Annotated in this window: 10 protein-coding genes, 1 tRNA gene and 1 pseudogene; 8 read left to right on the top strand and 4 right to left on the bottom strand. The window is 63.8% G+C overall.

Going from position 1 to position 14,842, the window contains the following annotated elements:
• Positions 1 to 35 precede the first annotated feature (35 nt).
• On the bottom strand, positions 36 to 1,415 hold the full coding sequence (gene radA, locus V7116_RS13740) for a DNA repair protein RadA (RefSeq protein ID WP_324392507.1): 1,380 nt from the start codon (positions 1,413 to 1,415) through the stop codon (positions 36 to 38).
• 144 nt (positions 1,416 to 1,559) lie between these two features.
• Positions 1,560 to 3,452 (bottom strand): VanW family protein, encoded by a 1,893-nt coding sequence (locus tag V7116_RS13735; protein ID WP_324392506.1) that lies wholly within the window; start codon positions 3,450 to 3,452, stop codon positions 1,560 to 1,562.
• A 141-nt stretch (positions 3,453 to 3,593) separates the two neighbouring features.
• Here V7116_RS13735 and V7116_RS13730 point away from each other — a divergent pair, with 141 nt between their 5' ends.
• The 8 genes from V7116_RS13730 (at position 3,594) to V7116_RS13695 (ending at position 13,852) form a co-directional block, all read left to right on the top strand.
• On the top strand, positions 3,594 to 3,947 hold the full coding sequence (locus V7116_RS13730) for a hypothetical protein (RefSeq protein ID WP_324392505.1): 354 nt from the start codon (positions 3,594 to 3,596) through the stop codon (positions 3,945 to 3,947).
• 62 nt (positions 3,948 to 4,009) lie between these two features.
• Positions 4,010 to 4,813: an EthD family reductase gene (locus V7116_RS13725; protein ID WP_324392504.1), complete on the top strand. Its 804-nt coding sequence runs from the start codon at positions 4,010 to 4,012 to the stop codon at positions 4,811 to 4,813.
• Positions 4,814 to 4,858: 45 nt separating this feature from the next.
• A tRNA-Arg gene (locus V7116_RS13720) sits at positions 4,859 to 4,930 on the top strand.
• Between the two features lie 151 nt (positions 4,931 to 5,081).
• Positions 5,082 to 7,517 (top strand): hypothetical protein, encoded by a 2,436-nt coding sequence (locus V7116_RS13715; RefSeq protein WP_324392503.1) that lies wholly within the window; start codon positions 5,082 to 5,084, stop codon positions 7,515 to 7,517.
• Between the two features lie 154 nt (positions 7,518 to 7,671).
• Positions 7,672 to 10,290 (top strand): hypothetical protein, encoded by a 2,619-nt coding sequence (locus V7116_RS13710; protein ID WP_324392502.1) that lies wholly within the window; start codon positions 7,672 to 7,674, stop codon positions 10,288 to 10,290.
• Between the two features lie 224 nt (positions 10,291 to 10,514).
• Entirely contained in the window at positions 10,515 to 11,786 is a 1,272-nt protein-coding gene (locus V7116_RS13705; RefSeq protein WP_324392501.1) for an ABC transporter substrate-binding protein, read from the top strand.
• Positions 11,787 to 11,961: 175 nt separating this feature from the next.
• Positions 11,962 to 12,918, top strand: coding sequence for a carbohydrate ABC transporter permease (locus V7116_RS13700; protein ID WP_324392500.1), 957 nt, complete (start codon positions 11,962 to 11,964; stop codon positions 12,916 to 12,918).
• On the top strand, positions 12,908 to 13,852 hold the full coding sequence (locus V7116_RS13695) for a carbohydrate ABC transporter permease (RefSeq protein ID WP_324392499.1): 945 nt from the start codon (positions 12,908 to 12,910) through the stop codon (positions 13,850 to 13,852). Before V7116_RS13700 ends, V7116_RS13695 begins: the two co-directional genes overlap by 11 nt.
• 6 nt (positions 13,853 to 13,858) lie before the next feature.
• Here the strand turns inward: V7116_RS13695 and V7116_RS13690 are convergent, their stop codons facing one another.
• On the bottom strand, positions 13,859 to 14,392 hold the full coding sequence (locus V7116_RS13690; protein WP_324392498.1) for an FHA domain-containing protein: 534 nt from the start codon (positions 14,390 to 14,392) through the stop codon (positions 13,859 to 13,861).
• Positions 14,393 to 14,488: 96 nt separating this feature from the next.
• Positions 14,489 to 14,842 (bottom strand): annotated as a pseudogene (locus tag V7116_RS13685) (diphosphomevalonate decarboxylase); the annotation flags it as partial.

Raw genomic sequence — 14,842 nt, 5'->3', positions numbered from 1 at the left:
GCCCGCCCGCCGATCCTGACAGAACCCTGACGCCGTCACGCCCGTTCCGGCTTGGGCAGCGACACGGCCAGCGCCTCGTCGATGCTGCGCGCGCGGATGATCTCGATGCCCTGGTCGAGCGAGTCGTCCTTGCGGTAGGTGCGGGGCAGCACGATCCGCTTGAAGCCGAGTTTGGCCGCCTCGCGGATGCGCGTCGTCGTCTGGCTGACCGCACGCAGCTCCCCGCTGAGGCCGATCTCGCCCACGAATACCATATCCGCCGGGACCGGCACATCCCACGCGCTGGACGCAATCGCCACCGCGACGGCGAGGTCCGCCGCCGGTTCATCCACCTTGAGGCCGCTGATCACGTTGACGAAAATGTCCTTTTCGTAGAGCTTGATGCCCACACGCTTGCTCAGCACGGCGATGATCAGCGACATGCGGTTGAAGTCCACGCCGTTGGCCGTGCGGCGCGGGTTCGGGTAGGCGGTCTGGCTGGCGAGCGCCTGCACCTCGACCAGCAGCGGGCGCGTGCCTTCCAGCGTCACGGCGATGGCGCTGCCCGGCGCGTTGACCACCCGCTCCGCAATGAACAGCTCGGACGGGTTGGTGATCTCGACCATGCCCCGGTCGCGCATCTCGAACACGCCCACCTCGCTCGTCGCGCCGAAGCGGTTTTTGACGCTGCGCAGCAGACGGTACGCCTGAAAACGGTCGCCTTCGAGGTACAGCACCGTGTCTACGATGTGTTCCAGCACGCGCGGCCCGGCGATCACGCCCTCTTTGGTGACGTGCCCGACGATGAACACCGTCATGCCGGTGGTCTTCGCCAATTCGCGGAGCTGGCTGGCGCATTCGCGCACCTGGGTCACGCTGCCCGCCGCCGACGCCTTGCCCTCGGTGTAGGTCGTCTGGATGGAGTCCACGATGACCATCCGCGGCTTCACCGCTTCGATATGCGTGAAGATCGCGCTCAGTTCCGTCTCGGTGACCAGGAACAGGTTCGTGGATTCCAGGTCGAGCCGCTGCGCGCGCATCTTGATCTGGCGCTCGCTTTCCTCGCCGCTGACGTACAGCACCGGCCCGGCGATGTTTTCCATCAACACGGCGACTTGCAGCAGCAGCGTGCTTTTGCCGATGCCCGGATCGCCGCCGACGAGGATCACGCTGCCGGGGACCAATCCGCCGCCCAACACGCGCGACAGTTCCTCGACCGGAACCGGATAGCGGTCGCCCATCTCGCTCGATACGTCCGCCAGCTTCTGCGGGCGCGAGCGCACTGCCGCCGCAGGCTTGGCTGCCGTCGGCGTCTCCGGCTCCTCCATGATTTCGATCAGCGTGCCGAACTCGCCGCAGCCGGGGCACTTGCCCATGTACTGCGCCGAGCGCCGCCCGCATTCCTGGCATTCCCAGTAGGATCTTGGCTTCGCCATCGGGTTTCGTTCCGTTCTTCGAGTGAATGCGCAGAGTGTACATCGAACACCCGTTCTATGCAAACCCCAGCCATTTTCAGGCACAAAAACGGGCGCTCCCGCCATCGAAAGCGCCCGTCATACCATTCGTGCGTGCGGTTAGCTCTACCCGCTGACGCGCGGATCGCCGGGCGCAACTTCGTACTGAGTCGCCCAGGGCACATAGTGGCTGGCGAATTCCTCGCGGTCGCGGATCACCTTATCGCCCTCGTACACGGTGCGGTATACGTACACGTCCGCGCCGTACACCGAGCCGTCCACCTGATTGATCTGGCCCAGGGACAGGTTCGGATTCACGTTGTAGACGGGCGGCGGCGGCGAGACCTGATCCTTGATGTACGGCCCCTCTTTTTCCACGCGGCGATCCATGCTGGTGCTGTAGAACTTCCAGGTCACGGTGCTGTTGCCGGGGTTGTTGTACGCCTCGATCAGCAGGTAATAGGGCGTGTCGTTCTGGAAGCGGAAATCCACGATGGGTGAGAAGACGGTCGCGTCCAGGCCCGCGCCTTCGCCCTGCTCGTAGTAGCCGACGCGGTAGGCGTGGGGCACGCGCTCGACGATGGGGAAGCCCGCGTAAAACGCCGTCTGGAACGCGGTCGTGGCGACCTGGCACACGCCGCCGCCGACGCCCGTGATCGTCTGGTTGCCGACGATGATCAGGCCCTGCTCGTAGCCCGTCTCCGGGCTGACATCGCCCAGCCACTCGTTGAACGAGAAGATCCCACCCGGCGGAATGACGATGCCGTGGAAGTTCTCGTTCGCCACCTCGATATTCGTGCGACGGGCAGACGTGGAGCCGTAATAGTAGGTCGTGTGCTGCGTGACCAGCTCGGTGATGCCCAAATCGGCAGCGGTCGCCGTGTCGGGCACGTCCGGCGGCAGATCCACGAACGCCAGCTCGACGCGGCGCTGGGCCGGATCGGACGCGAAGATCGCGTCTTCGAGCTTGGCGAGCGTGCCTTCCACGTCGAGCACGCGCCCGTCAATGCTCGGCTCCAGCACGTCGAGCTGCTTGGTCTCGTCGTCGAACACGAAGCGCGCGTTGACCGGCTGCTGCGAGAGGTCCGGCGAGATGTCTTCCAGCAGGGCGCGGGCGTCGTCCAGGTTGACCGACACGTCATAGCCGACCGTGCCGTCTTCGTTGCTCACCTGCTCGACCGACATCATTTTTTCCAGGTCGGCAGGCTCCAGCGTCCACGGTCCCAGGTCGGCATTGTCGCCCGTCACGTACAGCTTGACCGGCGTCGACAGGATCGTGTTGATTTCGTCCGTGGCCGCGCTGACGTCCCACACCAGCGGCGGCGTCTCGTTGACCGCCAGCGTGATCTCGCTGGCCGTGCTCAGGCCCACGACCTCGCGGCGCAGCGCGGCGAGCGTAGTGGGGATATCCACCTGCCGCCCGATCTGACCCTCGTGGGAGACGGCCTTCGCGTCGCTGACGGTGATCGTCGCGTCCAGCACGGGGCGGTTCACGTAGCTCTGCGAGATCTCGTAGAGCACCATCTGCGCCTGCGTTTCGTCGAAGCGCACCACCGGCGCGACCGGGTACCCGTTGGTCCAGATGTCGATCTGCTCGAACAGGTTGCCGAAGTTCCCGCCGCTGCGCCCGGCGTCGTAGGCCGCGTCGACCGTCGCGTTGACGTCCAGCGACACGCCCAGTTCCGCCGCCGTATAGGTCCACGAGCGATCGCCGTAGCGGAAGGTGAACTGGGCCTCGTCGCCATAGCTGAAGTGCTGCGACAGCGCGGCGGACGCTTCTTCACGCGTCATGCCCGCCAGATCGAGGTCGAAAACGGTCGAAACGCCGGGGAAAATCTCGTCGCGGTGCAGGAATTGATAGCCCGCCACGAGCATCAGCATCACCAGGACGAACATGATCACCCCGGCCACGGCCAACAGCGGCAGGCGGATCAACCAGGGATTGACCGGCTTGCGGCGGGGCGTGGCGTAGGGGGTGCGATAGGGCCGCTGCGGGTACGGGACATTCGGGCTGCTCATACGCTTTCCTCGACGGTTACTCGATCAGGCGGGTGGCGTGGAATAACAATACGACGGTTAACACTATTCGGAATTTATCGTAGCACGGTTGGAAGCCTGCTACAATACACCCATTAGTCCGGGCAGCAAGGAACGAGTCCGATGACCAACGAAACCCTTCCCGGCAACGGCACACAGCGCGCGGCCCTGCGCGACGCACGGCGATCGCTGGTGCAGGGCGCGAACGCCTCCAAGGAAGCCGCCGCCGACCAGCTCATTGCCGCTGCCGAACGCCTGCGCGCCGAAGCGGTGAAATCCGGCGACCGGACCGTGATGAATCAGGCGCAGCAGCTTTCGCGCAGCCTAGAACGCACCGCGCTTTATCTGCACGGCCACACCCTCGATCAGATCACGGGCGACGCCACCGGGTTGGTGCAGTCGAAGCCGTGGCAGGCGGTCGTGATCGCCTTCCTGGTGGGGATCATCTTTGGCCGCAGCTTCCATCGCGGGGAGTAAGCTCCCGCGCTGCGATAACCTTGTGTTCCGTTCCGCTACTTTGACACTGCGAGCGATCTCTTATGGTTAAGATGGTGCTTCTGTTCCGCCCCCCCGCGAACAAAAACAGCTTTGAGCTGCGCTATACGCGCAACCTGTCGCTGCTGCGCAAACTGCCCGGCGTGCAGGGCGTGCAGATCGGGCAGGTGCTCGGCAGTCCCGCGGGCGACGCGGCGTACTTCCGCACGGTCGAGATTCACTTTGCCGATTTCGAAGCGCTTGACGCGGCGCTTGTCTCGCCGGACGGCGTCGCCGCCGGGAAAGACCTGATGGACTACGCCGGGCAAGTGGTCGAGATCCTGTTCGTGGAAGTGCCCAACGTCATCTCGGCGGACCCGCTGACGCCCGAACATCTGGCGGCCTACATCGAGGAGCACAACGTCCTGGCCGAGATCGTGTATCCCGGCGTGCCCACGCCAACCGTGACGGCGGCGGCGAAGGCGCTGAACGTCGAGCCGGACCAGATCGTCAAATCGGTGCTGTTCCTGGTCGATAAGCAGCCGTTCCTGGTGTACGGCTGCGGCACGCGCCGCGTCGATCCGGCCAAGCTGGCCGAGCGGCTCCAAGTCAAGCCGGAGCGCGTGCTGCTGGCCGACGCCGATCAGGTCTTCGAGATCACAGGCTATATCGTAGGGACCGTGCCACCGCTGGGCCTGAAGACAACCATGCCCGCGTTCATGGACCCCGCCGTGCAGGCGCACGAGATCGTGTATGCGGGCGGAGGCGGGATCGACGCGCTGCTGAAGATCACTCCGGCGGACCTGCTGCGCCACAGCCGCGCGGAAGTGGCCGACCTGCTCGCAGACGAGCCTGCCGCCCAGCCCTGACCTTGACGCGATCCCCGTTCCTGGTACAATTGGAGCGGGTAAAAAGCCCCCATAGCTCAGAGGATAGAGCGTTGCCCTCCGGAGGCAGAGGCCCAGGTTCGAGTCCTGGTGGGGGTATGCAAAACGATTACGAATCCACCGCATCCCGGTGGATTTTTTGTTGCCCGCTCCGGCCCTTCCTTCGTGTTTCCGGGCCGGGAATGGTATAACTGTGGCCGCTGACAGAACCGGGCGTTTTCGGCTCAACTCGTTTCTACCAGGGCAAGATATGGTTTCCGCTGCCACCGGCAAGGACACACGGCGCACCGTCACCCACTGGCTCCTCTATCTTCTCGTCGCCAGCCTGCCCGTCTTGATGACGGTGGGGGTCGTCGTCCTATACCTCGATACCGATCTCTCGCGCCTCGTCCCCGGCACGCCGGACGAAATCCGCTACTACCTGCAAATCCAGGGCACGGCCCACGCCGGGCTGGATACGGGTTATTTCACGGTCGAAGAAGATCCCGCGCCCGTGTCGTTTTTGCGCTACGGCCCGCACGGTCCGCTCTTCCCGCTGCTCTACGGCGGCCTCGCGGCGCTGGCGGGCTGGCCGCATTACGCGGCGATGATCGTCAACGTCGGCGCGTGGGTGCTGGCCTTGATCGCGCTGCTGGCCGCGACACGCCCCGACCGGGCGCAACTGCTGCTCATGATAGGGGTGATCGCCCCGTTTTTCCCCGCGCTGATCTTCTGGCCGTCCAACATGCAGGAAAGTCTGCATCAGGCGATCGGCATTCTGCTGGCGGCGGGCACGTACCGGCTGCTGAAAGACGACTCGCCGCGCCTGCGCGTCGCGCTGTTCGCGTTCGTCGCGCTCGCGTCCCTGATCCGGTATACGTGGGCGTTTTACTTCCCGATTCTGCTGCTGCTCGGCCTGCCGCGCCCGGCGTTCCGACAGGGGCTGGTGACGCTGGCGCAGGGCCTGGGGTTGGCGCTGGCGGCGCTGGTGGCGTTTACGCTGCTGGCCTCGCCAGTTAAGCACAATTTCATCACCGACTTTTTGGACGCGCTGCCCGATTCGCCGTCCCATGCGTTCGAGCTGCTGGGCGATAATCTCTCGCGCAATGCGCATTTCGTGCTGGGCGACGACTCGACTTTTGGCCGCGGCGGCTGGATCGTGCTGATCATGCTCGTCTTCGCCGTGGCGATCGCGGCGCTGTTCGTGATCCGCGCGCGCCGCGCCGGGCCGGAGTCGAACCTGTGGCGCGAGGCCGCCTTCCACGCGCTGAATCTGCTGCCGGTAACGCTGCTCTCCTTCGTCCTGTACGACGTCTGGCAGGGCTACCGCACCCTGTCGGCGCACGTCCTGGCGAGCCTGCTGCTGCTGATCCTGACGCGGCGATTCCGCCCCGTGCTGGCGTTCGTCGCGGCCAGCCTCGTGTGCATCCCGCTGTTCCCCAAGCTGGGCGATCCTTACTTCGATGCGAATTTTTTCTACCGCGAGAGCGACATCGACGCGGTGACGGCGGCGACGGAGCCTTTTCTGCGCTACGATCCCGAAGCGTCGGGCGGCTGGTGCAACACGGTGTTGGTCTCCGTTTCAAATTACAACGCCCGCCTGACCCACCTCGATCCCGGCCTGGGCGCGGCGATGCTGTACGACGTGGATGCGCTCAGTATGCCGCCGCGCTCGAAGTTCCTGCTGCTCAACCGGGAAGACGCCAGCGCGGTGCGCGATCAGACACCGCTCGAATATCTGGCCGATACGCCGGGCGCGCGGCTCTATTACAACCCGATATCCGGCTGCGCGGCGGACTGGCCGCAGGGCCTCTCGCCGGAGATCGCCGCCGAGTATGAGGCGTTCACGCCCCGGATCGAGATCCCGGCGGACGCGCGCCTGTTCGTGGCCGCGCCGGGTGATTATGAAGACTTCGACGCGCTGGCGACGCCCGTCAGCCGCTACCTCACGTCGGCGCAGGTCGATCCGCAGGTGCGCGACACCCTGTTCGATCTGCTGGCGCTGCTGGAACACAGCACCGGCCCCAGCGATACGGCGGCGCTGAAGAACTGGCGGGCGTCGAAGCTGCCCGGCGATTTGCAGGCGGCGGGCGCGGACTATGTGCTTGTCAACAAGGCGTGGCTGGACACGCTCAGCGATGTCGAATCCCAGTTGATCGTCGGCAACACGGCGATGTACCAACCGGTTATAACCTTGACTCTTCAGGGACTTGGCGAGGATACTTACACCCTGTACCGGGCCACAGGCACGGCCCGGCGCGATACATTCGGCTTGCCCGCCGATCTGTTCGAGGCGTACGAAGCCAGCACGCCAGAAATCGCGCTGCCGCCGGACGCCATCGTGCTCAACCCGTCGCAGGGGATGCTGGCGCAGCGTGCCGACGTGGCCGCCGTGTACGGCGTCTATGCGGGCGCCATGCCGGACGACGCGTTGTTCCAGACGCTGCACATTTTGGAGCACGTCGCCAGGCCGGAAACGCTGCACCTGGACGGGGATCAGCGCGCCGCGCTCGATCGCTGGCAGTCCACGCGCGATCCGGCGGATTTGCAGGCGGCAGGCATCGAGTATCTGATCGTACATGACGGCTGGATCGACGCGCTGCCGGACGATCAGCAAGCCACATGGCGCAGCGGCTACGAGCGCGTGCCGGACTGGTCGCTGGACTTTTACTACGAAACCTACGCGCTCTACCGCGTTCGTCCGTGAACCGGCACACAAACGCTGTTGTTAGTGAAACGGGACCATACCATCTATGGGGATTGAAACGGGTCAAGCCCATCCTGGGGTCACTCCTAACGTTAGACTGAAAGAATTTATACAGGCTCGCAGAGCCGAACTGGTTTCCCTTCTAACGCTCATTGTGGTCACGATCGTCGGCACGATCTACGTCGTGGATCGCATGTTCGGCTACGGGCCCTGGGATTACCGTTTCCACGTCGATCTGGCGCTGAAGATGAAGGACCGCGTGTCCATCGAAGCGCCGCATTTCCTCTATCACGCCTTCGTCATTCTGCTCAAGCTGATCGGTCCCGGCTTTTCCCGCCAGGATCTCGCCACGATTTCCATCATCGCCATGCGCACGGCGGCGGCGGTTGCGATCTTCTACCTGCTGCTGAAAGTGCTGCCCCGGCCCACCACCTACCGGGCCGGGCTGACCGCAGTCGCGCTCTCGCTGATTTTGCTGATCGTCACGCCGATCACGCTGCGCACGTGGGAAGAAGGCCGGATGTACCTGGGGTACATCGGCGTCAACGCGATGCACAACCCCACGATCCTGATGCTCGCGCCGTTTGCGCTGCTGTTGGGGTGGGTTTCGGCCCGCATCGCCTACAGTCCACCCGACCAACCCAGCCTGCGGCGCGATGCAGGCGTCGCCGCGCTGCTGATCGTGATCTCGACGCTCTCCAAGCCCAGCTACCTGCTGTGCCTGCTGCCCGCTGTGGGCATTATCGCGCTGGTGCGGCTGGTGCGGCGCGAGCGGCTGGCCTGGGGCCCGCTGATCTTTGGCATCGGCATCCCCGGCGTGATTCTGCTCGCGTGGCAGTACGTGTTTACCTACGTGATCGCGTCCGATTCGCTGAGCGAGTCCGGCATCATCTGGTCGCCGCTGACCGTCATGCGCACCCACGCGCAAGGCTCACTGACCGATAAGTTCCTGCTGTCCATCGCCTTTCCGGCGCTGGTCTACATCCTGTTTTTCCCGGCGGCGCGGCGCGACCGGTTCTTCACGCTGTCCACGATCGCGTTTGCGTTTGGAGCCGGGTACACCTATCTGCTGGCCGAAACCGGCGCGCGTGCGACCGACGGCAACTTCATCTGGAGTTCGCAGATCGCGCTGTTCATCTGGTTCGTCGCGGCAGTACAGTTTTTGCTCCGGCGCAACTATCCGCTGATTTTCGGGCGCGTGTGGCGCGACCGCCTGCGTACCCTGATCGTGCTCGCCGCGCTGGGCGTGCACCTGTTCAGCGGATTCGTCTTCCAGGCGCGCGGCGCGATCTTCATCAACGGCTACGACGATCTGCCACACCTGGACTTCGATTTTGGCGAGTCTACGCTGGAATCGATCATGGGCACGGACCTCTACAATGCCTATGTCCAATTCAGCATTGCACGCCCCCATAAATACCTGACGCAGCCTGCCGATGCCGACGAATGGGGCATCGTGTGGAAGGTTGAGGGGGATGGTCTGGTTGGGCTGGAAGTCATCAATTACATCGCGGATATTTTCCAGAATTCCGCGTCAATTCCGCGTGCTTACAAAGAACACTACCTCGAAGTCATCTATCAGGTTATCGACCGGCGTCACTTCCAGCCCGACAGGCTGACGCCGGAACAGAATGATAGTCTCGCGCGGTGGTACGCCCTCGGCTATCCGGGCGATCTGCGCGATACGGGGGCCCGTTACCTGTACGTCAGCAATGAGTGGCTCCAAAACCTTGAGCCGGATCGGCGGGCAATGCTGCTGAACCCGACGTATTATTTGCGGCTGCGGCTCGATGCCGACCACGCGCTATTGATCGCGGTCGGAGACGATCACTTCTCGCTTGAAACGCTGCTGCCCCCGGCGGACGCTCACGCTTACGAGGCATACGACGGTCCCACGACGCCGGTCCTGCTGCTGCCGGACGGGATCGCCGTCAATCCCTACGCCGTGCTCAAGCTGGTGAGCGACCGTCTAAAGATCCACCCCGCGACCGACCAGGAGAAAAACGACTTGTTCGGCGTCATCAAGACCGTGACGGCGGCGGAATACCTCTCGATCACATTCGACGATCCCGAACAGCGCGCCGCGTTCGACCGGTGGGTGATCGGCAAGCTGCCGGGCGATCTGCGTGACGTGGGGGTGAACTACCTGCTGCTCGACCAGCGCGGCTATATGATCCCGTATCTCTCCGACGTGCAGGCCGATCTCATCTTCCCCTCGCCGCAGTACTACGAGCTGATCGGGGAAGGATTGGGCGTCAGCCTGTACCGTGCCACGGGCCAGCAGTCGCTCGAAACGCTGGGCCTCTCGCCGGACACCTACGCCGCGCTGCAAGCCGCGCAGCCCACCTTCGATCCCGACTGGTCGCCGGAGACGTGGGTGCTCAACCCGACGCAAGGCATGCTCACGGCGCGCGCGGACGTGCGTCAGGTGATGGGCGTCTACCTCGAAACGATGGACGATCCCAGCCAGGACGACGTTACCGCGTGGTTCGACCGGCTCAAGGTGATCCAGAACCTCGTCGCGCCGGACGACGCGCGCCTGAACGCCACCCAGCAAGCCGCTGTCACGCGCTGGCAGACCAGCCGCGATCCGGCGGACCTGCTGGACGCGGGCATCGAGTACGTGGTCTTCGACGACGCGTGGCTGCAAGCCCTGCGCGACGCGGACCGCGCCGCGCTCAGCGATCCGGCGCAGTACGAGCCGGTCGAGGGCTGGCAGCTCGACTTCTACGGCGAGTTCCACCACCTGTACCGGGTGCTCGCCGCCGACTGAGCGCCGGACAATGCCGCGCCATCCAGATGCAGCATGACAGAGGGACCCGTATATGGAGGTCCCTTTTTCGCTTTCGAGCCAAACTGTCCCTTCATGCTTCTGCGTTAAAAATGGTTAAACGACTCTTAAATCAAATAAGGGGAACCTGATATAATGTGAGCGGCGAAGATTCACAGGATTTCCTCGCTTCGGCTTTTGAACGCTGCTGTTTAAGGAGAGCCAAAATGAAGGTTCGTCTGCTGCTTATTGTGGCCATCCTGGCCATGGCGCTCGGTGTATCGAGCGTAGCGGCCCAGGATAAGACCGTAGTCACGATCTATTTTCCGATCGCCGTTGACAGCCCTGTAACCGAGATCCTCGACGAATATACCGCTGCATATGAGGCGGAGCATCCCGATGTGGACATCGTCTTCTCCTACGAAGGCGGCTACACCGACGTCCAGACCAAGCTGCGCACCGTGGCCGAAGGCGGCGGTGATCTGCCCGCTGGCGCGATCATGCTGGCGACGGACATCTACGACGTGGCGAACGCCGGACTGGTCCAGCCGTGGGACAGCTACGTAGACGAAGAAACGCTCAGCGATTTCTACGAAGTCTGGCTGTCCAACAGCTACTACGACGCGAACGGCGACGGCACGACCGAACTGTACGGCCTGCCCTTCCAGCGCTCGACCGTGCTGCTGTACTACAACCAGACCATGCTCGAAGAAAACGGCATGGAGCCGCCCGCCAACTGGCAGGAACTGGCCGACGACGCGCAGGCCCTGACCACCGACACCCGCTGGGGCATCCTGATCCCCAACAGCTGGCCGTACTGGGAACTGCAGCCCTTCGCGCTCGGCGCGGGCCAGAACCTCGTGGGCGACAGCGACACCGAAGTGTTCTTCAACAGCCCGGCGGCAGTGGAAGCGCTCCAGTTCTGGGTGGATCTCTACACCGAGTACAATGCAACGCCCGCCGGTGTTCAGAACAACTGGGGCGACGCCCCCGGCCTGTTCGCCAATGGCGAAGCGGCGATGATCGTGCACAGCACTGGCTCCATGCCCGGCATCCTCTCCACGGCGGACTTTGAAGTCGGCGTGAGCGGCATCCCCGGCAAGGACGGCGGCTTCTTCACGGTCCCCGGCGGTGGTAACCTCTACCTCGTGGCGGGCATCGACGACGCGACCGCGCAGGCGATGGCCGACTTCGCGCTGTGGCTGACCTCGCCGGAGCAGACCGCCGACTGGGCGATCCGCACGGGCTACCTGCCGGTGCGCCAGAGCGCGGTGGAACTCGATAGCTGGACGAGCTACATCGAAGAGACGCCCCAGGCCGCGCAGGCCGTCGCCACGCTCGATTCGGCGGGGCCGGAGCTGTCGGTGCAGTCCCTGGCCGACGTCCGTAACGCGCTGCACACACACATCCTGGCCGTGCTGAACGGCGAGGAAGAACCCCAGGCGGCGCTCGACGCAGCCCAGGCCGAAGCCGACGATATCCTGAGCATCTACCAGTAAGCACCACGCGTCCGTTCAAGACCGGAGGCGCTCGCGCAGAGCGGGCGTCTCCGTCTTTGTTTTTGAATCCCCGCATAACACGAGTTAGGTGGGGTGATCTTCTCCACCCGCGCGGTTATCTCTACAGAATGGGCCTGCCATGACCACAAGCGCTCCCGTTCGCAGGCGGTGGCAGATGCGGCGGCCACGCATCCAATGGCTGCCCTACATGCTGCTGCTGCCGACGCTCTACTTCGTGTTCCTGTTCACGGTCTACCCGACCTTCAAAGTGCTGAGCGACAGCCGGATCTACTACCACCCCAGCCGCCCGGATCGCCAGATCCTCACCGACCTCAAGCTGCCCGGCGTCGAAGAAGCGATGCGCAGCATTCGCGGGCCGAACAACGTGGGGCTGGCCTACTTCCGCGCGATGATAGAGCCGGATAGCCCCGAAGGCGAAGCCTTCCGGCAGGTGATCGGCAACACGACGCTGTACGTGCTGGGCACGGTCCCCATCAGCATGATCCTGGCGCTGCTGTTCGCGCTGCTGGTCAACCGCAAAGTGCGGGGCATCGGCATCGCGCGGCTGGCGCTGTTTTATCCGACCGTGCTGCCGATGGTCAGCGCGGCGACGATCTGGCTGTTTTTCTTCACGCCCGATTACGGCCTGTGGAACCAGTTATTCAAGTTCTTCGGCTACAGCGGCCCGCAGAACTGGGTGATCAATCCTAAGCTGGCGCTGTGGTCGCTGATCATCGTGGCGATCTGGAAAAACGCGGGCTACTTCATGATCTTTTATCTCGCCGGGCTGCAAGGGCTGCCGGAAGACGTCTACGAAGCGGCGGCGCTGGACGGCGCGAACTGGTTCACGCAGCTCACACGCATAACCGTGCCCCTGCTGCGGCGCACGACGCTGTTCGTCAGCGTGATCGCCATCATCGGGGCGTTCCAGCAGGTCGAGCACGCGCTGGTCATGACCTACGAGCTGGTCAGCGGCGAAGCGGATCTGCTGCTCTACGAAATTTACCAGCAGCGTTTTATTCAGCAGGACTACGGCTTCGCCAACAGCCTGACCGTGGTGATGATCGCGATCCTGTTCGTGCTGACGCTGGCGAACGTCTTCCTCACGGAGCGGCAGGAATATGACAACTGAGCGCGCAGCGACCCTGACTCCGGCCACCGTCCGCACGCCCCGGCCCTGGGGCGCGTGGGGGGTGAACCTGCTCACGATTGTGCTCGCGGTGCTGTGGGCGATCCCGATTCTATGGGCGACGATCGTCTCGTTCCGCCCGCCCAACGACAACCTGGGCCGGGGCGATGTGTGGTTCTCCGACCGGGTGACACTGGAGAGCTACGAAAAAGCGACCTCGCTCGCGCCGTTTTTTCCCAAGTGGCAGGACGGCCACCTGACGAACTCGTACTACACCAACACCATCGAGTTCACCGCGCTGACGCTGGCCGTGCAGCTTGTTACAGTCACGTTGGGCGGATTCGTGTTCGCGCACTTCGAGTTCTTCGGCAAGCGCTTCCTGTTTTACTTCATTCTGCTACAAATGATGATCCCCACGGCGATCCTGCTCGTGCCGAACTTCGTGACCATCCGCGAGTTTTCGACGGTGTATCTGGGCATCCCCAAGGCGATCTACTACAAAGAGTTTTCGCTGTACGATACGCCGCTGGCGATGGCAATGCCGTACTTCGGCTCGGCGTTCGGCACGTTCCTGATGCGGCAGGCATTTCTGGGCGTCCCGCGCGATCTGGTCGATGCGGGCGTGGTGGACGGCTGTCGCTGGCACCACCTGCTGCGACACGTCTATCTGCCCCCAAGCTGGCCGTCGCTGATCGCGTTTGGACTGGTGACGCTGAGCTTTCACTGGAATGAATTACTGTGGCCGCTGGTGGTCACAAGCGACAAAGCCCGCCCGCTGACGATGGGCCTGCTGCGTTTCACGCAGCTCACCGACATCGGCGCGCAGTGGAGCCTGATGATGGCCGCGACACTGATCATTGCCGCGCCGCTGCTGCTCCTGTTCATCGTGTTCCAGCGGCAGTTTATCAGCAGCTTCCTGCATTCGGGGCTGAAGTAGCGAGCGTCAACTCAACTGCGGGGGGCGGAAGTAAATCATGACGTGCAGCCGCCCCAACAGCAGGTGATCGCCGTGCGCGATCACGTAGGGGCGGTGCGGGATCAGCCGCTGGCCGTTGAGGTAGGTGAAGTTGCTGCTGTCCAGGTCGGTGACGAGCAACTGTTTTTCGCGGCGCTGGAGGCGGCAGTGCTGGCGCGACACGCCCAGCGACTTGGCCCCGTAGCGACCGAGATCGATGATCGGCTCCGGGCTGGGGATGACTTCGCGCCCCAGCAGGACCGACGCTTCCACGGGGAAAAACAACTGCTGGCCGAGCGAAACGAATTCCAGCAGCACAATGTCATCTTCTTTAAAGAGATGGCTGCCGACATCTTCCGACGGCGGCAAGGGATGCGCCGCGACGGGCAGCACCGGCGGTTTTTCGAGCGGCGCGCCGCAACTGCGGCACGTGGTCCGTGCCGTGACATTGGCATAGCCGCACTTGGGGCACTCCACACGCGGCGCGTCCTGAGATGAGGGCTTTTGAACTGTGCCTGGCATACGACCTGCCGATCATCATACATATATTAATTTTATTATATCGGCAGTCGTCAGATAAGTCAGTACGAATTTTCCAACCGGCGAACCGCGCAAACTTCAGATCAGATGCTCGCTCACCCACTGGATGCCGGGACCGGGCCGGTTCGCCAACACGCCCAGCACGCCGGGGATCGCGCGCAGCCGCGTGTCCAGATCCGCCGCGTCGTCTTCGCGGCAGAGCACGTGCACGTTCGCGCCCGCGTCGATGGTGAAGTACGCGCCGACGCCATCCGCGCGCGCTTCACGCACGGTCAGCATGATCGCCAGCGTCGCCGGGGACCAGTAGATCACGCTGGGGCGCGAACTCATGGCGACGGCGTGCATGCGGATCGCTTCAAGCTCGGTTTCCTCCCCGAACACGTCGAAATCCCGCGCGAGCAGCGCGTCGCGCACGACGGGCAGCGCGCGCTC

Origin of the sequence: Aggregatilinea sp. (genome assembly GCF_036822615.1) — a bacterium.
Taxonomy (GTDB): Bacteria; Chloroflexota; Anaerolineae; order Aggregatilineales; family Aggregatilineaceae; genus Aggregatilinea.
Note: the sequence above shows the minus strand (reverse complement) of the source record. Positions and strands in the feature narration are given on the sequence as shown.

Coding starts and splice junctions, on each gene's coding strand:
- radA (WP_324392507.1), bottom strand. CDS start 1,415: ATGGCGAAGCCAAGATCCTACTGGGAATGCCAGGAATGCGGGCGGCGC.
- V7116_RS13735 (WP_324392506.1), bottom strand. CDS start 3,452: ATGAGCAGCCCGAATGTCCCGTACCCGCAGCGGCCCTATCGCACCCCC.
- V7116_RS13730 (WP_324392505.1), top strand. CDS start 3,594: ATGACCAACGAAACCCTTCCCGGCAACGGCACACAGCGCGCGGCCCTG.
- V7116_RS13725 (WP_324392504.1), top strand. CDS start 4,010: ATGGTTAAGATGGTGCTTCTGTTCCGCCCCCCCGCGAACAAAAACAGC.
- V7116_RS13715 (WP_324392503.1), top strand. CDS start 5,082: ATGGTTTCCGCTGCCACCGGCAAGGACACACGGCGCACCGTCACCCAC.
- V7116_RS13705 (WP_324392501.1), top strand. CDS start 10,515: ATGAAGGTTCGTCTGCTGCTTATTGTGGCCATCCTGGCCATGGCGCTC.
- V7116_RS13700 (WP_324392500.1), top strand. CDS start 11,962: ATGCGGCGGCCACGCATCCAATGGCTGCCCTACATGCTGCTGCTGCCG.
- V7116_RS13695 (WP_324392499.1), top strand. CDS start 12,908: ATGACAACTGAGCGCGCAGCGACCCTGACTCCGGCCACCGTCCGCACG.
- V7116_RS13690 (WP_324392498.1), bottom strand. CDS start 14,392: ATGCCAGGCACAGTTCAAAAGCCCTCATCTCAGGACGCGCCGCGTGTG.